Origin of the sequence: Solirhodobacter olei, from assembly GCF_004010155.1 — a bacterium.
Lineage (GTDB): Bacteria > Pseudomonadota > Alphaproteobacteria > Rhodobacterales > Rhodobacteraceae > Solirhodobacter > Solirhodobacter olei.
The window spans coordinates 119,120-139,735 of sequence record NZ_RRYH01000005.1; the positions used below are offsets into that span (position 1 = coordinate 119,120).

General features: G+C 69.1%; 15 protein-coding genes. 8 read left to right on the forward strand and 7 right to left on the reverse strand.

Translation table 11 applies throughout. The features are described from left to right. Positions 1-169 precede the first annotated feature (169 nt). The 4 genes from EIP85_RS22735 to mdoH all read left to right on the forward strand — a co-directional run bounded on the left by EIP85_RS22735 (position 170) and on the right by mdoH (position 3,968). Positions 170-331, forward strand: a complete 162-nt coding sequence (locus tag EIP85_RS22735; protein ID WP_164871643.1) for a hypothetical protein — start codon at positions 170-172, stop codon at positions 329-331. 71 nt (positions 332-402) lie between these two features. After that, positions 403-2,016 (forward strand): OpgD/OpgG family glucan biosynthesis protein, encoded by a 1,614-nt coding sequence (locus EIP85_RS04710; RefSeq protein WP_127901007.1) that lies wholly within the window; start codon positions 403-405, stop codon positions 2,014-2,016. After that, positions 2,016-2,195, forward strand: a complete 180-nt coding sequence (locus EIP85_RS04715; protein WP_127901008.1) for a hypothetical protein — start codon at positions 2,016-2,018, stop codon at positions 2,193-2,195. Before EIP85_RS04710 ends, EIP85_RS04715 begins: the two co-directional genes overlap by 1 nt. 3 nt (positions 2,196-2,198) lie before the next feature. Beyond that, positions 2,199-3,968 carry a glucans biosynthesis glucosyltransferase MdoH gene (gene mdoH, locus EIP85_RS04720; RefSeq protein WP_127901009.1) on the forward strand — a complete coding sequence of 590 codons (1,770 nt, stop codon included), beginning with the start codon at positions 2,199-2,201 and terminating at the stop codon, positions 3,966-3,968. Positions 3,969-4,093: 125 nt separating this feature from the next. On the opposite strand, the gene EIP85_RS04725 is transcribed toward mdoH, so the two are convergent. Next, positions 4,094-7,204 (reverse strand): efflux RND transporter permease subunit, encoded by a 3,111-nt coding sequence (locus tag EIP85_RS04725; RefSeq protein ID WP_127901010.1) that lies wholly within the window; start codon positions 7,202-7,204, stop codon positions 4,094-4,096. Continuing rightward, entirely contained in the window at positions 7,201-8,496 is a 1,296-nt protein-coding gene (locus EIP85_RS04730) for an efflux RND transporter periplasmic adaptor subunit (RefSeq protein ID WP_127901011.1), read from the reverse strand. The genes EIP85_RS04725 and EIP85_RS04730 overlap by 4 nt, the downstream gene beginning before the upstream one ends. A 291-nt stretch (positions 8,497-8,787) precedes the next feature. Here EIP85_RS04730 and EIP85_RS04735 point away from each other — a divergent pair, with 291 nt between their 5' ends. Continuing rightward, positions 8,788-10,212: a DHA2 family efflux MFS transporter permease subunit gene (locus EIP85_RS04735; protein WP_241559890.1), complete on the forward strand. Its 1,425-nt coding sequence runs from the start codon at positions 8,788-8,790 to the stop codon at positions 10,210-10,212. A gap of 30 nt (positions 10,213-10,242) precedes the next feature. Here the strand turns inward: EIP85_RS04735 and EIP85_RS04740 are convergent, their stop codons facing one another. From EIP85_RS04740 to EIP85_RS04760, 5 genes are all read right to left on the reverse strand, one after another. Next, entirely contained in the window at positions 10,243-13,371 is a 3,129-nt protein-coding gene (locus tag EIP85_RS04740; protein ID WP_127901012.1) for an efflux RND transporter permease subunit, read from the reverse strand. Continuing rightward, on the reverse strand, positions 13,368-14,537 hold the full coding sequence (locus EIP85_RS04745) for an efflux RND transporter periplasmic adaptor subunit (RefSeq protein ID WP_127901013.1): 1,170 nt from the start codon (positions 14,535-14,537) through the stop codon (positions 13,368-13,370). Before EIP85_RS04745 ends, EIP85_RS04740 begins: the two co-directional genes overlap by 4 nt. A gap of 184 nt (positions 14,538-14,721) precedes the next feature. Continuing rightward, complete coding sequence (locus EIP85_RS04750) at positions 14,722-15,312, reverse strand: hypothetical protein (protein ID WP_127901014.1); 591 nt, start codon at positions 15,310-15,312, stop codon at positions 14,722-14,724. Beyond that, complete coding sequence (locus tag EIP85_RS04755; protein ID WP_127901015.1) at positions 15,297-17,195, reverse strand: acyl-CoA synthetase; 1,899 nt, start codon at positions 17,193-17,195, stop codon at positions 15,297-15,299. The genes EIP85_RS04750 and EIP85_RS04755 overlap by 16 nt, the downstream gene beginning before the upstream one ends. A gap of 188 nt (positions 17,196-17,383) precedes the next feature. Further along, on the reverse strand, positions 17,384-17,989 hold the full coding sequence (locus EIP85_RS04760; RefSeq protein WP_127901016.1) for a GcrA family cell cycle regulator: 606 nt from the start codon (positions 17,987-17,989) through the stop codon (positions 17,384-17,386). 239 nt (positions 17,990-18,228) lie between these two features. Between EIP85_RS04760 and purE the strand changes: the two genes are divergently transcribed. From purE to EIP85_RS04775, 3 genes are all read left to right on the forward strand, one after another. Then, positions 18,229-18,711: a 5-(carboxyamino)imidazole ribonucleotide mutase gene (gene purE / locus EIP85_RS04765; RefSeq protein ID WP_127901017.1), complete on the forward strand. Its 483-nt coding sequence runs from the start codon at positions 18,229-18,231 to the stop codon at positions 18,709-18,711. Beyond that, a complete protein-coding gene (locus EIP85_RS04770) occupies positions 18,704-19,783 on the forward strand; it encodes a 5-(carboxyamino)imidazole ribonucleotide synthase (protein ID WP_127901018.1) in 1,080 nt (359 codons plus the stop codon). The genes purE and EIP85_RS04770 overlap by 8 nt, the downstream gene beginning before the upstream one ends. 194 nt (positions 19,784-19,977) lie before the next feature. Then, positions 19,978-20,541: a peptidoglycan-binding domain-containing protein gene (locus EIP85_RS04775; RefSeq protein ID WP_127901019.1), complete on the forward strand. Its 564-nt coding sequence runs from the start codon at positions 19,978-19,980 to the stop codon at positions 20,539-20,541. The last annotated feature ends 75 nt before the right edge of the window (positions 20,542-20,616 follow it).

The window sequence follows — 20,616 nt, forward strand, 5'->3', positions numbered from 1 at the left end:
TCGAGTCCCCTTCACCCCTGCGCGAGGTGGCCCGCGGCCGGGCCCGGATCGGCGGCAGGTGGCGTGACGAGGGGAGGCGGATCGGCGGGGTCCCGCCGGTCGCGTGCCGGGGAAACCCGCCCAGCCCGCTTGCGGCCGGCCCGGACCCGCCCGGAATTCGGATACCCCGATGAACAAAGCAGATTTTCCGCCCCCGCCGGGCGGCGCGCGCACCGTCAGGGATGCGCAAAATGCTGCAGGAGCAGCCAATTCCGCGGCCAACCGGCGGATAATTGCCGATGCCGGTCCTTCGCCTGCGCCGATGCCCGGGCCGGTTGCCGCCCATTCGTGATCGCCCTGTAGCGAACTGGCCCGGAAAGTGATTTCAATCAGCGAAATAGCTGCCGCGAATCAGATACTTCGATGTTCGACCAGACCCCGGCCCAGCCGACCTCCTCCACGCGCCGTCGCCTCATCGCGACGCTGCCGCTTTCGGCGTTTCTGCTGGGTGGCACCGCCCTGCCGCGCATCGTCCGGGCGCAGTCGGCCCCCGCCAAGCCCGGCCCCGATGCCGCGCCGCAGAAATTCTCCTTCGACATCCTGACCGAGCAGATGCGCGCCCGGGCCAAGGCGTCCTATGTCGCGCCGAAGAAGGTCACCAGCATCCTCGGCCAGCTCAAGTACGACGATTACCAGAAGATCCAGTACAATCCCAAGCAATCGCGCTGGAGCGGTGCGGACAGCTTCTTCCGGGTCGACGCCTTCCACCTCGGCTGGCTCTTCGACATGCCGGTCGGCCTCTACCAGGTCGAGGGCGGAACGGCGAAACCCTTCGTCTTCACCACGGACGACTTCCTCTACCACGGCGATCTCGCCGCGCGGGTGCCCAAGGACGCGCAGCTGAAGGGCGTGGCCGGCTTCCGGCTGCGCTACCCGCTGAACCGCGCCGACATCTTCGACGAGTTGGTGGCCTTCATCGGCGCCTCCTATTTCCGGGCGCTTGGCGAAGGCAACACCTACGGCCTTTCCGCCCGGGGCCTCGCCATCAACACCGGCCTCTCGGGGGCCGAGGAATTCCCCCGCTTCTCGGATTTCTACCTCGAGAAGCCGGCCCCGGGCGCGCAGTCGGTGGTGGTCAACGCAGCACTCGAAAGCCCCTCCTGCACCGGCGCCTACCGGTTCGTCATCACCCCCGGCGAGAACACCGTGATGGAGGTGACCGCGCGGCTCTTCTTCCGCGCCGCGGTCCAGCAGCTCGGCATCGCGCCGCTGACCTCGATGTTCCTCTACTCAGCCGTGAACCGCGAGGGCTTCGACGATTACCGCCCGCAGGTCCACGATTCCGACGGGCTGATGATCCGCCGCGCCGATGGCGACGTGATGTGGCGCCAGCTCGCCAACCCGCCGCGGCTGGGCAGCTCGGTCTTCACCGTGAAATCCCCTGTCAGCTTCGGCCTGCACCAGCGGGACCGCAACTTCGACGACTACCAGGACGCGGGCGCCCATTACGAAACCCGCCCCTCGATCAACGTCGAGCCGATCGGGGACTGGGGTGACGGCGCCGTTCGGCTGGTGGAGATCCCCTCCCAGCTCGAGGTGAACGACAACATCGTCGCCTTCTGGATCCCCGCCGCCCCGGTGCAGGCCGGCCAGGCGCTGGAGTTCCGCTACCGCCTGGTCTGGGGCGACCTGCCCCCGAACGGCAAGGGCGAACGCGCCTATGTCGAACAGACGCGCGCGGGCCATGGCGGCATCTCGGGGGCCAAGCCGGACCCCAATACCCGCAAGTTCGTGATCGACTTCAAGGGCGGCATCCTCGCCCGCATGCCGGGTGACGCGGATGTCAAACCCGTCATTACCGTATCGCATGGCAAAATCGTCGATCAGACCTTGTTCAAAGTCACCGGCGAGAACATATGGCGGCTCGTTCTGAACGTGTCGGCGCAAAGCGGCAGCATCGTAGAATTGACCGCGCACATTGCAGGCTATGGCAGGAAGCTTACCGAGATCTGGCTCTATCAATGGATGAGAGACTGATGCCCAAGGACCTTTACATTCCGGGCGATTCCGAAGTGATCCGCGCCGAGCCCGTCGGCGCCCTGCCGAAGGCACCGCTTGCCATGCCGCGCCAGGTGCTGGAGCACCCCATGGGCCGCCTGGCCCGGCTCCGCCTTGTCTGGGACGGCTGGCTCAGGGCCCATGTGCTTGGGAACTGAGTTTTGGAGCGTGACGCCAGGCGCGACGCGGCGCTCGAGCTGCGGCGCACGGCCGCCCTCGGCCTGAGCCTCGCGCTCGCTGCGGGCGCGGGCCTGCTTTTTCTGCAATTCGGCCTCGCCGACGGGTTCGACCTGATGGACGTGGTCCGTTCGGTGCTGATCTTCGGCTCCACCTTCTGGCTGGCCTGGGGGGCGGTGCAGGGGCTTGCGGGGCTCGCCTGGCGCGCCCCCGCCCTGCCCCGCGTCGAGGGGCCGATCACCGGCCGCACCGCCATCCTTGTGCCGGTCTATAACGAGGACCCCGTCGTCACCTTCGCCCGCATCGCGGCGATGGACGAAAGCCTCGCGGCCACCGGCCAGGGCGCGCTCTTCGACTTCGCCATCCTCTCCGATACCCGCGACGAGGCGGTGGCCGAGGCAGAGCAGCACTGGTTCCTGCACCTGCTCGACGCGCGCGGGGCCGAGGGGCGGATCTTCTACCGCCGCCGCGCCCGCAACACCGGCAAGAAGGCCGGCAATGTCGAGGATTTCATCACCACCTCCGGCGGCGCCTATGACTACGCGCTGATCCTCGACGCCGACAGCCTGATGGAAGGCGCCACGATCGTCGAGATGGTCCGGCGGATGGAGGCAGTGCCGGATCTGGGCCTTCTCCAGACCCTGCCGAAGATCATCCGCGCGCGGTCGCGCTTCGGGCGCGCGCAGCAGTTCTCCGCCAGCTTCTTCTCGCCGATCTTCGCCCGCGGGCTGGCGCTGATGGCCGGGCGCACCGGCCCGTTCTGGGGCCATAACGCGCTTGTCCGCACCCAGGCCTTCGCCAGCGCCTGTGGCCTGCCCGCGCTCTCCGGCCAGCCGCCCTTCGGCGGCCATATCCTCAGCCACGATTACGTCGAGGCGGCGCTGCTGGCCCGCGCTGGCTGGCTGGTGCGGCTCGACCCGGATCTGGAGGGCTCCTTCGAGGAGGGCCCGGAGAACATCGTCGATTTCGCCAAGCGCGACCGGCGCTGGTGCCAGGGCAACCTGCAGCACGGCCGCCTTCTGGATGCGCCCGGGCTGCGGCCGTGGAGCCGCTTCGTCTTCCTGCAGGGCATCCTTGCCTATGTCGCGCCGCTCCTCTGGCTGGGCTTCATCCTCGCCTCGATCGCCGCGCCGCTCTTCGTCGCCGCGCCGAACTATTTTCCGGAACCCTACCTGCTCTTCCCGGTCTTTCCCTCGAACGAGACATCTAAGGCGATGGGGCTCGCCTTCGGCGTCTTCGGGCTGCTGCTTCTGCCGAAGCTGATGATCGCGGCCGAGGCCGCCATGACCGGCCGTGCCCGCCCCTTCGGCGGCGGATTGCGCGGGGCGGTCTCGACGCTGTGGGAGCTGGCGCTCTCCTCGCTGATCGCGCCGGTGATGCTGATGTTCACGACGCGCTCGGTGCTGCAGGTGCTGATGCGGATCGACGCCGGATGGCCGCCCAACAACCGCGGCGACGGCACGCTCTCGCTGTCCGACGCCTGGATCGCCTCGCGCTGGATCGTGGCGACGGGTCTGCTCCTTTTGGGGGCCTCCTGGGCGCTGGCGCCGGAGCTGGTGCTGTGGCTCCTGCCGGTGTCGCTGCCGATGATGGCCGCGCCGCTGCTGATCGCCTGGACCTCCCGCCCCGGCGCGCGGGGCCTTCTGCGCACCGGGACCGAAGGCACGACGCCCGAGGTCGTGGCCACCCATGACCACATCCTGGCCGCCTGGCAGGCGGCCGGGGCAAGGCGCGAACCCGCCCTCACCGTCTGAGGCCCGAAGGTGCGCAGCGAATGCGCACCCTACGCCGTTTCGGGTCGGGCTTCCCCCCGAATGCAAAACCCTCCCCCCTTGCGGGGAGAGGGCCAACGGTCGCGAAGGATCCGCCCCGGCCGCGCTTACTCCGCCACCACCGGCTGGTTCGCGCCCTCGCCGCCCTTGCGCTGCCGCTTGCGCCACCCGCCCTTCACCAGGCGCAGCGTGAAGCCCGAAAGCTTCTCCATCTGCACGAAGATCACTGGCGTGATGTAAAGCGTCAGCGCCTGGCTCACCAGAAGGCCACCGACCACCGCGACCCCCAGCGGCTGGCGCAGCTCCGAGCTTGCGCCCGTGCCCAGCGCGATCGGCAGCACACCCAGCATCGCGCAGAAGGTCGTCATCATGATCGGCCGGAACCGCCTTGCCGCAGCGATGCGGATCGCGTCCACCGCGCTCATCGCCTCCTCTCGTCGCAAGACCAGCGCCACGTCGATCATCATGATCGCGTTCTTCTTCACGATCCCGATCAGCATCAGAAGCCCGATAAGCGCGATGATCGACAGGTCGAACCCGGTGACCTGCAGCGCCAGAAGCGACCCCAGCGCCGCCGAAGGCAGGCCCGACAGGATGGTGATCGGATGGATGAAGCTCTCGTAGAGCACCCCCAGCACGATGTAGATCGTCAGCACCGCCGCCCCGATCAGAAGCCCGGTGTTCCCGCTCGCCTGCTGGAACAGCTTCGCCGCGCCGGCGTAGGAGGTCAGCACCGTCGCCGGCATCCCCATCTGCGCCTTCAGCTGGCTGATCCGCTCCGTCGCGGTACCGAGGGACACCCCGGCAGGCAGGTTGAACGACAGCGTCACGGCCGTCAGCTGCCCGGTCTGGTTCACCGAGACCGGCCCGGCGCTGCGCACCACCTTCGCGAAGGAGGCCAGCGGCACCAGCTTGCCCGAACTCGTCGGAATCATCAGCGACTGAAGCGAGGATTCCGTCCACTGGAAGTTCGGATTGTATTCCAGGATCACGTCATAGCTCGATCCGGTGGTCTGGATCTGCGTCGCCACGTCCGATCCGAAGCCCGCTTCCAGCGTCGTGCGAAGCGACTGGGCCGTCACCCCAAGCCGGCTTGCCGCGTTCTGGTCGACGACGACCTTCGCCTGCAGGGCATTGTCCTCGTAATCCGAGGCGACATCCACGAAATGCGCCGGGTCGCTGCGCATCGCGTCTTCCAGCTTCTGGGCCCAGAGCCGGCCGACGCTGGCGTCGATGGACTGCAGGACGATCTGGTAGGTCGAATCCGTCGCCCGCCCGCCGAAGCGGATCGACTGGGTCGGGCTGACGAAGGCCCGGATGCCGGGGATGCCGCCCAGCGTGCGCCGCAGCTGGCCCAGCGTCACCTGGATCGGCGGGCGCGTCTTCTTGTCCTTCAGCTGGACATACATGAAGCCGCGGTTGGTCTGGCTCGACCGGATGACAGAGGCGACATGCGCCACCGCCGGGTTCTTCTTCACCGCGGCCGCCGCCTCGCCCTGCAGCTTCTCCATCGCGGCGTAGGAGATGTCCTGCCGCGCCGTGGTGGACACGATCAGCGTTCCCAGGTCCTCCGGCGGAAAGAAGCTCCGCTGGATCGTGGTGAACAGGTAGAACGAGGACACCGCCGTGGCGAAGAACAGCATCAGGATCATCCCCTGATGCCGCAGGCACCATGCGACCGAGCGCTCGTACCCGTCCGTGATCCGGTGGGACAGTGTCCGCTTGGCGGCGCCGGCGTGATGCACGACGGGAAGCCGCGCCGCCATCATCGGCGTCGCCGTAAGCGACACCACGGCCGAACTCAGGATCGCGATCGTGACCACCACCCCGAACTCGTTCAGGATCCGGCCCACGACGCCGCCCATCAGCAGGATCGGCAGGAACACGGCGACCAGCGACAGCGACATCGAGATGATGGTGCTCGTGACCTCGCGCGAGCCCTCGAGCGCCGCATGCATCGGCGGCTCGCCCAGCTCGGTTCGTCGGACGATGTTCTCCAGCATCACGATGGCGTCGTCGACCACCAGCCCGACAGAGAGCGTCATCCCCATCAGCGAGATGTTGTCGATCGAATAGCCGAGGAAATACATCAGCCCCAGCGTCGCGATCAGCGACAGCGGCACCGCGATGGCCGGGATCATCGTCGCGGTCAGCCGGTTGAGGAAGATGTAGATCACCAGCACCACAAGCCCGATGGTGATGGCCAGCGTGCCCTGAACGTCATGCACGGCGGCCTTGATGGGCGCGGCGGCATCGTTGACCACGCGGATGGTCGTGCCCGCGGGCAGCGCCGCGCGGATCTCGGGCAGCTTGGCGCGGATCGCATCGACCACGGCCACGGTGTTTGCGTCGGGCTGGCGCTGGACGGCCAGGATGATGCCGCGCTGGCCGTCGAAACGCGCCCCGCTGTTGAGGCTGTTCACGCTGTCATAGACATTCGCGACATCGCCGAGGCGGACGAAATTCCCGTCCGGCTTCGCGATGATGAGCGTCCGGAACGCCGCGGCACTGGTGCGCTGGGTATCGGCAGAGATCGTCAGCTGCTGGCTGGAGTTCTGGATTTCGCCGACCGGCGTCTGGTCGTTCGCGGCCTTCAGCGCGCTGGCCACGTCGTTCATCGACAGGTTGCGCGCATGCAGCTTCTTCGGCGACACGTCGACCCGGACCGCATAGGTGCGCGAGCCGAACACAAGCGCCTGCGCCACGCCCGGCAGCGTCGACAGCATGGGCGAGATCACGTTCTCCGCGATATCGTCAACCTGCGTCAGCGGCGCCGCGTCCGAGGTCAGCGCCAGCATGATGATCGGCGCGGAGGCAGGGTTGACCTTCCGGTAACTCGGCGTCTGCGTCATGTTCGACGGCAGCTTGCGCGAGGCCCGGCTGATCGCCGCCTGCACGTCCGCGGCGGCCGCGTCGATGTTGCGCGACAGCGCGAACTGGATGGTGATGTCGGTGGAGCCGAGCGTCGACGTCGCGGAGATCGAGTCGATCCCCTCGATCGTCTCGAACTGCTTGATCAGCGGCGTGGCGACAGAGGTCGCCATCGTGTCGGGCGACGCCCCCGCGAGATCGGCCGACACCTGGATCGTGGGCAGGTCGGCCTGCGGCAGGGCGGCGACGGGCAGGTTGGTGTAGCCGGCATATCCCGCAAAGATGATCCCGATCATCATCAGGATCGTGGCCACCGGCCGGCGGATGAAGAAGGCCGAGATGCTCATGACTTGCTGACCGCCGCCGCGTCGGAGGCCGACAGGTCCGCCTGGCCGTGCTTGTTGCCCGCGGCCCCAGAGGCCCCCGCTTCCGCCTTGGGCGGAACGATCCGGATCGCGGCGCCGTTCGTCAGCGCCGCCTGGCCCTCGGTCACCACCCTGTCGCCCGCCTTGAGGCCGGAGCTGATCCCCGCCAGCCCGTTCTCGCGCAGCGCGACCTGCACGATGCGGCTTTCCACCGTGCCCTTGTCGGTGACCACGAAGACCGCCGAGCCGTTGACATGCGGCATCACCGCCACGCCCGGCACCAGCACCAGCTCCCCGGTCGTGCCGGCCTGCACCGTCACGTTCACCGGCTGGTCGGGCCAGAGCATCTCGTCGTCATTGGCAAGGCTCGCCCGAAGCGTCACGGTGGCCGAAGCCGGGTCGACCGCGTTGTCGATGAAGGTCACGGCCCCCTTGGCCTGCGGGCCGGAGGCGGCGTCGCTCAACTCGGGCGAGACCGTGACCGTCAGCACCCCGGCCTTCTGGGTCCGGCGCAGCAGCGGCAGGTCCTCGACCGGCAGGCTGAACTGCACCAGCACCGGCTTCATCTTGATGATCTGCAGGATCTTGGTGCCCGCCGGAACGAAGGCGCCGGTGGAAAATTGCACCGCGCCCACCTTGCCGTCGAAGGGCGCCCGGATCTGGGTGTTGGCAAGCGTCACCTGGTCGACGGCATAGGCCGCCTTGTCGACCGCGAGCGTGCCCTTCGCCACCTTCACCGCCGCCAGCGCATCGTCGCCCGACTGCGCGGTCGAGACCCCGGTCTGCACAAGGTGCTGGGTGCGGGTATAGGTCGACTGCGCGTTGTCGAGCGTCGCCTGGTCCTTGTCGATCTGCGCCTTGTCCTTGGCGATCTGGGCGCGGATCGCCCGGTCGTCGAGCTGCACCAGCAGGTCGCCGGCCTTCACCTCGGCCCCGTCGGCGACCAGCACCTTGGCGATGGTGCCCGCCGTCTCGGGCGAAAGCGCCGTCGACTGGGTGGCGGTCACGGTGCCCAGCGCGCTGCGCAGCACCGGCAGCGTGCCCGCCTTGGCCACGGCCACGTTGACCGCAACCGGCCCGGCATGATGCCCGCCCTGGCCCTGGGCCGCAGCCCCCGCCCCGGCCTTGGCCCCGGAAGCCCCCGCCGCGAGCGAGGGATCGATCTTCGCCACCGCCGTCTTCACCCAGGCGGGGGAGACCGCGACCAGCTCACGCCGGTAGAAGTATCCCGCCGCGACCACGGCCAGGACCACGAGGAGGGCGTATTTCTTCATTGCTCAGAGCTCCCTGCGCCGGGCAATGCCCCGGGCGCAACCGGACGAACACTAGGACCCGCCTTGGTCGAAGAAAATGCGTAAGTGTAGCTTTCATCTACGCGTGATAGAGAAGAAATCCAAGCGAATGATAAAGCCATCTCAGCGCCTTGCGGTCGTAGTCGATCAGGCTTTAACGCACCCGCCTTCCCTTTCCGTCGCCGCGGTGCGACATATTTTCCGCCCCTCTCCCGCGCCCGCAGACGCGCCGCGCATCCCGGGCGCTGCGCCCCGCACCGAAGGACCCGCCCCGTGACCCGCGCCACCGCCCTGTCCATGATCAAGTCCCGCGCCATCCCGCTGATCGTGGCCACCGCGCTATTCATGGAGAACCTCGACAGCACCGTCATCGCCACCTCGCTGCCGAAGATCGCGCAGGATCTGGGCACCAGCCCGATCCACCTGAAACTGGCGCTGACCTCCTACCTGCTGGCGCTGGCGATCTTTATCCCGGCTTCGGGCTGGATGGCCGACCGCTTCGGGGCGCGCAGCGTCTTCCGCCTCGCCATCCTGGTCTTCGCCACCGGCTCGATCGCCTGCGGCGCCTCCTCCTCGCTCTTCTGGCTGGTCTGCGCGCGGGTGCTGCAGGGGATCGGCGGCTCGATGATGGTGCCGGTGGGCCGGCTGATCGTGCTGCGCACCACGCCGAAGTCGGCGCTGGTCGACGCGCTGGCCTGGCTGACCATGCCCGCGCTCCTCGGCCCGGTCATGGGCCCGCCGCTCGGCGGCTTCATCACCACCTATTTCGACTGGCGCTGGATCTTCTGGATCAACATCCCGATCGCGGCCCTCGGCGTCACCCTCGTCACCCTCTTCATCCCCCGCGTGAGGGCCGAGGCCACCCGCGCCTTCGACGCGCTGGGGTTCCTGCTCGTCGGCCCCGGCCTCGCCGCCTTCCTGACCGGGGTGACGATGGCCGGCCTCGGCCTCTCGTCCATGGCGGTGATGCTGGGGCTGACCTTCGGAGGCCTCGCGCTGGTGCTGCTCTACATCCGCCATGCCGGGCGGGTGGAGGCGCCGCTCGTGGACCTCACGCTTTTCTCGCTGCCGACGTTCCGCGCGGCGGCCCTCGGCGGCAGCCTCTTCCGCATCGGCGGCGGCGCGCAGCCCTTCCTGCTGCCCCTGATGCTGCAGCTCGGCTTCGGCTATTCGCCGTTCCAGTCGGGCCTGGTGACGCTGGCCACCGGCGCCGGCGCGCTGACGCTGAAATTCGGGGCCCAGCGGATCCTGAACCGCTTCGGTTTCCGCCGCATCCTGATCGTCAACGCGGTGCTCGGATCGCTCTTCCTGCTGGCGCCCGCCAGCTTCACCGCCGCCACGCCCTATGCCGCGATGGTCGGCGTCCTGTTCATCGGCGGGATCTGCCGTTCGCTGGAGTTCACCTCGATCAGCGCCATCGCCTATTCCGAGATCACATCGGACCGGATGAGCAGCGCCACCAGCTTCAACTCCGTCCTGCAGCAGCTCTCCCGCTCCATCGGGATCACGGTCGCGGCCTTCGCGTTGCAAGGGGTGCAAAGCTATCGCGACACGGCTCAGATCACCGCCGCCAGCTTCCCGCCGGTGTTCTGGATGATCGCGGGCGTCTCGATCGCCTCGGTGATCTGGTTCCTGCGGCTCTCGCCCGATGCCGGCGGTCAGCTCCTCAGCCGCCGCAGCTCGGAAGGCCGGGCCTGAACGGCCCGCTCCCCCGGCGCGCGGGCGGCGCTACTCCGCCGCCACCTCGCCGCCGCGACGCCGCCGCCGGCGGAACCAGCCGAACCAGCGCCATTGCCGCTTGCCGTCGCGGGTGACGAGCATCAAGAGCGACGGCGTCACGATCAGCGTCAGCACCGTGGCGAAGGCCAGCCCGAAGACGATGGCCGAGGACAGCGAGATCCACCACTGCGTGGACGGCGCGTTCATCGTGGTCTCATGGCTCAGCAGTTCGAGGTTCAGCCCGAAGGCGATCGGCAGCACGCCGAGGATCGCGGTGACGGCGGTCAGCACCACCGGCCGGGCGCGCTCGTGGCAGGTCTCCAGGATGGCGTCGACCTTGCCCATCCCCTCCTCGCGCAGCTTGTCGAACGTGTCGATCAGCACGATGTTGTTGTTCACCACCACGCCCGCCAGAGCAATGATGCCGATCCCGGTCATCACCACCCCGAAGGGCTGATGCATGATGATGAGGCCGAGGAAGACCCCGATGGTCGACATCACCACGGCCGAAAGCACCAGCCAGACAGAGGTGAACTTGTTGAACTGGGCCAGAAGCACCGTGAAGATCAGGAACACCGCCGCCAGCGCCGCCTTCGACAGGAAGGCCGCGGAATCCTTCTGGTCCTGATCGGAACCGGCGAGCTTCCAGCGCACGCCCTTCTGATCAAGGTTCATGGACTGCATCATCCGCGTCACCTCCGCCTGAACGGCCGAGATCTGCGCCCCCTCGCGCACGTTGGCAGAGACGGTGACGGTGCGCACCCCGTCGATCCGCGTCAGCGTGCCGGTGGAGGGCGCGGCCACGCGGTGGACGAAGTTCGACAGCGGCACCGGCCCGTTCGCCGTCGGCACCCGAAGCTCGTCGAGCATGGAGAGCGTGCGATCCTTGGCCGGCAGGCGCAGGCGGATATCCACGGGGTTGTCCTGCCCCGGCGGGCGGTAGTCGGTCAGCTTCAGCCCGCCGGTGACCAGCTGGACCATGGCGCCGATCGTGCCCGGCTGCACGCCCGCCTTGGCCGCATCCGCCCGGTCCACCTGCAGCTCCCAAGTCACGCCCGGTGGCGGCAGCCCGTCGGCGATGTCGACCGCCTCGGGGATGTTCTTCTTCAGCGCCGCCGCGACCAGACGCGCCTCGCCGTCAAGCCCCTTCGGGTCGACCTGCGATAGCTGGATCTGGATCGGCTTGCCCGAGGGCGGGCCCGCCTGCGGCACCGAAACCTCGACCTCGACACCGGGCAGGCCGACCATGGCCTTCCGGAGGTTCGCGAGGATCTCGTTCGCTGCCGGCCGGTGCCGCCAGTCGACGAATTCATACTGGATCACGCCCACCACGTCGGCCGCGACGCTGGCGCTCGGGCTGCAGTCCCGCGCCTGCCCGGCGCAGGTATAGACCGTCTTGATCCCGGGCCAGCCCAGCAGCCGCACCTCCGCCTGCCGGGTCAGCGCGTCCATCTCGTCGATGGAGAGGTTGCCGCGGGCATGGACGTAGAGAAGGCCGTAATCCGGCTCGACATTCGGGAAGAACTCCACCCCCGCGCCGTATTTGCCGTAGGCCACGGGCACCGCGACCAGCGCCGCGACGGCGGCGATCACCACGATCCACGGATGGCGGATCGCGCGGCGGACAAAGCGCATGTAAAGGCTGTCGCGCCGCGTCTCCCCCTCCGGCGACTTCCGCGCGATCAAGGCCCCCAGCGTCGGGGCGAAAATCAGCGCGTAAAGCATCGAAGCCGAGAGCGTCGCGATCAGCGTCAGCGGCAGGTACATCATGAACTGCCCGACGATGCCGGGCCAGAACAGCAGGGGCGAGAACGCCGCCACCCGCGTCATCGTCGCCGCGATCACCGGCCCCGCCATGCGGTGAGAGGCCATGGCGAAGGCCTCCTTCCGGTCCATCCCCTCCGCCATCCGCCGCTCGGCGAATTCGGTGACGATGATCGCGTCGTCGACCAGCATTCCCACGGCGAGGATCAGGCTGAAGAGCACCACGATGTTGACGGTCAGCCCCGCCAGCGACAGCCCCAGGATCCCCATCAGGAACGAGGCCGGGATGGCCAGCCCGATCAGAAGCGAGGCGCGCGCCGAAAGCGAGAAGAGGATGACGATGAAGACGAGGATAACCGCCGTCAGCACCGAGTTCTGCAGGTCCGACAGCAGCTGGCGGATGTTGGTGGACTTGTCCTGCGAATAGCTGACGACCGCGCCCTTCGGCAGCTGCTTCTCGAAAGCGGCGGTGACGGCCTTCACCGCGTCCACCGTCTCGATCAGGTTCGCGCCCGAGCGTTTGGAGACGGCAATCGCGATCGCGGGCTTGCCGTTCAGCCGCGTGATCGTCGTCGGCTCCTTCTGGGTCGCGGTGATGGTGGCGATATCCTTGGCGCGGACGACCGCGTTCGGTGTCGCCACGATCGGCAGGTTCGCCACGTCCTGAGGGGTCTCGATCAGCGCCGGCACCTTGATCGCGTAGCGGCCCTGGTCGCCCTGCATCGCGCCGGCGGCGACAAGCTGGTTGTTCGCCACCGCGCCGCCGATCAGCTGGTCCGGACGCAACCCGTAGGAGACGAGCTTGTCCGGGTCGATCGTCACGTCCACCACGTCGTCGCGCACGCCCTGCAGCGTCGCGTCAAGGACGCCGTGAACGTCGCCGATCCGGTCGCGCAGGTCCCGCGCGGCCGCGGTCAGCGCGCGCTCGGGCACGTCGCCCGACAGCGTGACCACCAGCACCGGGAATTCCGAGATGTTGACCTCGTGCACCGTCGGGTCCTGGGTCATCCCGTCCGGCAGATTGGCCCTGGCATCCGACACGGCGGCACGGACGTCCTGCAGGGCCTTGGCCAGGTTCGCCCCGGCCTGGAACTCGATCAGCACCGATCCCCCGCCCTCATAGGCGGTGGAGGTCATCTTCTTGATCCCGGCGATGGTCTTGACCTGCGTCTCCATCGGGCGCAGCAGCAGCCGCTCGCTGTCCTCCGGAGAGATCCCGTTATACGTCATCTGGACGTACATGATCGGGATCTGGATATCCGGCTCGGCCTCCTTCGGCACCGTGGAATAGGCGATCGCACCCGCAACGATCAGCGCCAGCAGCACCGACAGCGTCAGCCGGGTGTTGCGGATCGCCAGTTCGACGAGCTTCATGGATTGGCCCCGGCGGCGTCCAGCACCACGGTGGAACTGCCGAGCACCGGCCCGCCCTTCGGCGGCGCCACCACGTCGACCTTCTGCCCGTCCCGCACCAGGTCCTGGCCAGAGACGATGATCCGCACCCCGGCCGGAACCCCGGAAAGGATCAGCCCGCCCGGGGTGTCGTCGACCAGCTTCACCGGCGTGAACTGCGCCACGTCATCCGCGCCCACCGTGCGCAGGCCCAGCGCGCCGTTCTCCGACAGCGTGATGGCCGAACGCGGCACCGTCACCGCCTTGACCGGCGGCGCAAACAGCGTCACCTGCGCGGTCATGCCCGCCGGGATCCTGCCATCGGGGTTGGCCAGCGCGATCTCCACCGGATAGGTCCGCGTCACCTTCTGACCGAGACGCGAGACATAGCGCACCGTGCCGGTGAAGGTCCGCCCGTCGACAAGGCTCACCTTGGCCTTCGAACCGACCGAGACATCGCTCACGTCCTGCTCGTTCACCGCCGCGCGCACCACGATCGGGTCAAGCGCCAGAAGCTCGGCCACCGGCGTGCCGGGCTGGACCCACTGGCCCTGCTCGACAGCGGTGCTGTCTACCACGCCTGCGAAGGGCGCGCGCAGGATCAGCTTGTCCGCCGCCGCCTGCGCCTGCGCCAGCGCCGCCTTCGCCGCCGCCTCGGCCGACCGCACGCCAAGCAGTTGCAGATCCGCCATATGGCCCGATTTCGCCAGCTGCTCGTCGGCCCTCAACTCCTGCGTGCGCTGCGCCAGCGCCGCCTGCGCCGTCTCCACCGCGGCCTTCAGGTCCTCGCCCTCAAGCCGCAGGATGACGGCCCCGGCGGCGACCTGCTGGCCCTCCTTCACCTCGAGCTGGCCGATGATGCCGGAGGTCCGCGCCGCAAGCTGCACGGATTTGTCGGCCTGGGTCTCGCCGGTCAGCAGGATCGGGCGGGAATGGTCCTCGAAGCGCGGCACGATCGCCGCGACCGTCGGCAGCTGCGGCTTTGCCTCGCCCTGTTTCGCCGACGTCTGCGCGTCCTGCGGCGCCGGCTGCGCCGCCGCCGCCTGCTCGCTTCCAACCGAGGCGAACTTGCCGGTGACCACCCAGGCGGCGGCCCCGATCAGAACGATGATCGCTGCGATCCGGTGACCCGGCATTCTACGAGACATAGGCCCGAATTCCCGCACTCATTCCACGCGCCATCTGCCCCCGCCCCACGCGGACCGCCACGAGAGCGCCGTTTCTCCGCCTCTAGATAAGCTCTCGCTCATCCGATCAAGTGTTTGTGAGCAGGAAGCCGCCGATTTGGACAGAATTGCCACACCCGTCAAACGGGTGCCGCGCCCCTCCGGCTCAGCCGAGATCCTTCAGACAGCGCCCCAGCGCCTGCATCGAGGCGGCGGCCCCGAACAGGCTGTAGCGCCGCACCACCTGCCCCCGCGCATCTATCAGCTGCAGGACGTGGCCCGAGGCGATCCGGTCCAGCAGCTTCTGCCCCGCCGGGCCGCCCGGCAGATCGAACAGCAGCGACTGGCGCAGCAGGCTCGCCCCGCGCACCTTCAGCGTCCCGCCTCCGTCGACCGCGATGGCCAGATTCCCGCGCCGCGGCCGGTCGCCGAACGTCCACTTCGCCGAATAGAACTGCAGCCGCACCGGGTTGCGGTGGTCGGCGAAGATCGAGAAGACCTCGCGCTCCTCCCGCACCTCGGCCAGGCAGGCGCCCGCGCCATCGGCCCAATGCACGGCGCGCACCTCCCAGGCCCCGCGCTTGAAAAGCAGCTGCGACGCCCCCTGACCGTGGCCTTGCGCCTGCCCTTGCTGTTGCGCCTGCCCTGACTGTTGCATCGGGGCCCGCGTCTGCGCCACGGCGCCGCCCGCCGCCGCCAGCGCCAGCGCCGCGGCCAGCGCCAGCCGCGCAAGGGGGGCGCTCAGTCCCGCCGCCATTCCCACGGCCTCGTAAAGGTGCCAAGCACGCGCTCCACCGCCGCTTCGCTCGCCTGGCCGGTGTGGACGATCTCCGCCACCAGGCCGCGCTTCTTGTCCTCGACGACCTCTGCCACCCGCGCCTCCACCCCGGCCTCTGCCAGCGCTGCGTCATAGACCCGCCGGATCGCCCGCTTGCGCAGGTCCGGCTTGAAGACCTTGCCGACAGCGGTCTTCGGCAGCTCGTCGAGGATCTCGACATGCTTCGGCACGGCGGCGCGCTCGTGGATGTTCTCGCGGGTGTGGGCCAGCAGCACCTCGGGCGTCACATCCGCCCCCGTGACCAGCTCGACATAGACGCAGGGCAGTTCGCCGGCCACCGCGTCGGGCTGGCCGATGGCGCCGGCAAAGGCCACCGCGGGGTGGGTCAGGATCGCTTCCTCGATCTCCGCCGGGTCGATGTTGTGCCCGCCCCGGATGATCAGGTCCTTCGCCCGGCCGGTGATGAAAAGATAGCCCTCCGCGTCGATCCGCCCGAGGTCGCCGGTCCGAAGGTAGAACTCGTCAGCGAAAAGGCCGGTATTGCGCGACGCTTCGCGATAGGTCTGCCCCGGGAAAACGCCGGGATTGGCGACGCAGATCTCGCCCACCTCGTCGGTCCCGCAGTCCTTCAGCACCCGGCCCTCGGCATCGCAATGCAGGATCCGGACATGGGTATGCGGGAACGGGATGCCGACAGAGCCGATCTTCTTCGTTCCCCCCGGCGGGTTGCAGGAGACGAGGCAGGTCGCCTCGGTCAGCCCGTACCCCTCGACGATGGAGACGCCCGTCGCCGTCTCGAAGCGCCGGAACAGCTCCACCGGCATCGCGGCAGAGCCGGAAAGCGCGCATTCGAGAGAGGAAACATCGGCGTTCACCGGCCGCTGCATCAGCGCCGAGACGGCGGTGGGCACGGTGATCATGAAGGTCACGCGCCAGCGTTCGACCAGCTTCCAGAAATTGTCCATCACCCCCTCGCCGCGATAGCCCGCCGGCGTGGGGAAGACGACATGCGCCCCGCTGGTCAGCGCAGAGAAGAGGATCGGGTAGACCGCGAAGACATGGAACAGCGGCAGCGGGCAGATCACCACCGCCTCGGAGGTGAAAAGAAGCCGCGCACCGACCCAGCCGTTGTAGATCATGCCCGAAACGCGGTGCTGGGCCAGCTTCGGCATGCCGGTGGTGCCGCCGGTGTGGAAATAGGCGGCGATGCGGTCGCCCGGCAGGTCCTCGAAGGTCAGCCCGCCCGCGGGCTGCGCGGCGGCGGCCTTGGCGAAATCGGCAATCCGCGCGCGGTGGCGCACCGCGTGCTTCGGCCGGATCAGCGGCACGATCCAGCGTTTGGGCACGCCGAGGTAGCGGTTCAGGTCCACCTCCAGCACCTGGCGGACCTCGGGCGCCAGCGCCACCGCATCGGCGACCTTGGCGGCGATGTCGGTCTTGGGAAAGGCCTTCAGCGTGACGACGATCTTCGCCCCGCTCTCGCGCATTATGCCGGCGATCTGCTCGGCGTCGAGAAGCGGGTTGATCGGGTTCACGATGCCCGCGACGGCCGCCCCCAGCAGCGCCACGGCGGTCTCGGTGCAGTTCGGCATCACCAGCGCCACCACGTCGTCCTGCCCGATGCCGAGGGACCGGAAGAGGTTCGCCGCCTGCGTCACCCGGGCAAGGAGATCGGCCCAGCTCAGCGTCTCGGCCGGGTCCGTCGGCCCGGAGGTCAGCTGGAAGCTGAAGGCGGGGCGGTCGCCGTAACGCGCGGCGGTGTCCGTGAGCAGCGCATGGACCGAGGTCGGCAGCGCGCGCGCCTCCCAGGGCGCTTCCGCCTCGATGGCATTGCGGTCCGCGAGCGACGCGAAACTTGTCATGGATCCTCCCCTCGGCCGCATGGCAGCTGCGCCGGAGGTTCAGCGCTTTTTGTCCGCCGTGCAAGCCGTCGCGCGGCCGAACGCAGCGTCACGCCCGGATCGTGAAGGGCGCGCCGCCCCGCCGGTAGGGTGGGCATTCATTGCGCACCGCCCCGGATCGGGCCCGGATCGTGAAAGAGGCCTCGCCCCTACCGCCGACGGTCGCGGCGGGCCGACATCGGCTGGAAGGCGACGCCGACATGGGCCTCGCAATAGGGCTTTCCGGGTTGGGCCGAGAGGCCGCAGAACCAGAAATCATCCGTCGCCGGATCGCCGATCGGCCATTTGCAGGTCCGCTCGGTCAGTTCCATCAGCGTCAGCTTGCGGGCCTTCTTCTCGACCTCGCGCACCGAGGCCAGCGCCTCCGGGCTGATCTCGTTGGCCGAGGGCTGCGGCGGCAGCGGCTGGCCGGCCGGGATGATCGGCTTGCGAACCGCGGGGGCCGAGGCCTGCGGCGCGGGCTTGGGGTCCGAATCCGCCGGCGCCGCCGAGGGGGCCGCAGCCGCGGCCGGGCGCGCGGGCTCTGCCGCGGCGCGCTGCGGCGCGGGTTTCGGGGACGGGGCCGCCGTTGCCTCGGTCTCCGCCTCGGTCTCGCTCCCGCCGCCGCCGACGCGGTTCGACAGACCCAGCCGATGCACCTTTCCGATCACCGCGTTGCGGGTCACGCCGCCAAGCTCCTTGGCGATCTGGCTGGCGCTCTGGCCCTCCGCCCACATCTTCTTCAGCAGCTCGACGCGCTCGTCGGTCCAGGACATTGGCGACCTCCGGTCCGGAAAACGCCCGCGGCTCACGGCCTGCGGGCTTAAACTCTAGGCTTGGCCCCATTCTAGCCGGGACACGCCGAGATACAAGCAACCCCGGCCAAGTTCAAGCCACGCCCCGCGCGCGGCCCCTTGAAAGACGCGGCGGCCGGCCGGCCGGGCCGCTCGGCCCGCAACACCTTGCCCCCGCCCCCGTCGCGGCTATAGTCGGCCCGCGTTTTCAGGGGGCAGGCATGGCGGACGTCGGCATCATCATGGGCAGCCAGTCGGATTGGCCGACCTTGCGCGAGGCCGCGACGCTCCTCGACGAGCTCGGCGTCTCCTACGAGGCCAAGATCGTCTCCGCCCACCGCACCCCCGACCGGCTCTGGGACTACGGCAAGTCAGCGGTGGACCGCGGGCTGAAGGTGATCATCGCCGGCGCCGGCGGCGCCGCCCACCTGCCCGGGATGATGGCATCGAAGACCCGCCTGCCGGTGATCGGCGTGCCGGTCCAGACTCGCGCGCTGTCAGGCGTCGACAGCCTCTATTCCATCGTCCAGATGCCCAAGGGCTTCCCCGTCGCCACCATGGCGATCGGCGCCGCGGGCGCGGCCAATGCCGGGCTGATGGCCGCCGGAATCCTCGCGCTCTCCGACCCGGCGCTGGCCCAGAGGCTGGAGGCCTGGCGCGAGGCGCTCTCCGCCTCGATCCCGGAAGAACCCGCCAATGACTGACGCCCAATCGCCCGGCCCGCTGCCCCCCGGATCGGTGATCGGCATCCTCGGCGGCGGCCAGCTCGGCCGCATGCTCTCGGTCGCCGCCGCCCGTCTCGGCTACCGCTGCCATATCTACGAGCCGGGGGCAGAGCCGCCCGCGGCGCAGGTCGCCTGGCGCTGCACCACGGCCCCCTACGAGGATGCCGAGGCGCTCCGCGCCTTCGCAGCCTCGGTCGACGTGGTGACCTACGAATTCGAGAACGTGCCCACCTCCGCCCTGGACCTGATCGAGGCGGCGCGCCCGATCCGCCCCAACCGCCGCGCGCTGGCCGTCAGCCAGGACCGCATCGCGGAAAAGGACTTCCTGACCTCCCTCGGCCTCGCCACGGCGCCCTACCGCGCCGTGACCTCGGCGGCGGATCTCGAGGCCGCCGTGGCCGAGATCGGCACCCCCTCGATCCTGAAGACGACGCGGCTCGGCTATGACGGCAAGGGCCAGGCCCGCCTCGCCTCGCCCGCCGACGCCCCGGCCGCACTCACCGCCATGTCCGGCGCGCCCGCGGTGCTCGAGGGCTTCGTGAATTTCGAGCGCGAGATCTCCGTGATCGCCGCCCGTGGCCTGACCGGAGAGGTCGCGGCCTACGACCCGGGCGAGAACGTCCACCGCTCCGGCATTCTGCACACCACGACCGTCCCCGCCAGGATCACCCCCGCCCAGCGCACCGACGCGGTGCTGCTGGCGGCAAGGATCCTCAACGCGCTCGACTACGTCGGCGTCCTCGGCGTGGAGCTTTTCGTCACGCCCGGCGGGCTTCTGGTCAACGAGATCGCGCCGCGTGTCCACAACTCCGGGCACTGGACCCAGAACGGCTGCGCGGTGGACCAGTTCGAACAGCACATCCGCGCCGTCACCGGCTGGCCGCTCGGCGACGGATCGCGGCATTCCGACGTGACGATGCTGAACCTGATCGGCGACGACGTGGCCGACGTGCCCCGCCTCGCCCGCGAATCCGGCACCGCGCTCCACCTCTACGGCAAGGCCGAAGCACGGCCCGGCCGCAAGATGGGTCACGTCAACCGGATCACCTGAACCACCGGGATTTGACGCGGGCCGGCGAACAGCCGCCCGGCCGCCCCGGCAGGCTCGGCCATTCCAAGCCGATCCGCCGCGCCTGCCGCCGTGCAGACTTGGCGCGCGACGGATTCTGCCCCAACTGACGTAACAGGGTTTGGTGCCCTCCCATCGAGAGGGGGGCCTGTTGCTGTCCAGAAAGGAGAGGAGCCATGAACCTCGGCTCATTCACCCCTGCCCGTCCCATCCTCGCCGGCGCCACAGCGCTGTCGCTCGCGCTCGCCGCGACAACGCAACCCGCCCGGGCCGAGGGGGGCGACATCACCCGCGGCGTGCTCATGGGCCTCGCCGGCGGCGTCATCCTGAACCAGATGGCGCAGGACAACTGGGGCCGCGGACGTAGCAACACCTACGTCTACCGCAGCTACCCGCGCCATCGCAGCTACTACGAAAGCTACGACACCCCGTCCTACGGCTACGCAGCGCCGTCCTACAGCTACGCGGCGCCGGCCTATTCCTATGTGCCGCAGACCAGCTACGTCGCGCCTCTGCCCAGTTCGCCGCTCTCGCAGGCCTTCAACAGCCAGGATCAGCGCCTCCGCGTCTCGATCCAGTACAGGCTGATGCAGGCGGGCTTCTACAACTCCACGCTCGACGGCCTCTGGGGCCCGGCGACGCAGAACGCGCTTTACAACTACGCCCAGGTCCATGGCCAGACGGCCATGCTGACCAACCAGCAGGACGCCAACCAGCTTTTCGGCGACATCCTGCGCTGAATGCGGCCCTCCCCGCCCCCGGCGCGCACAGGCGCCGGGGACGCGCGGGCAAAAGCCTCCGCGACCGCGATGGAC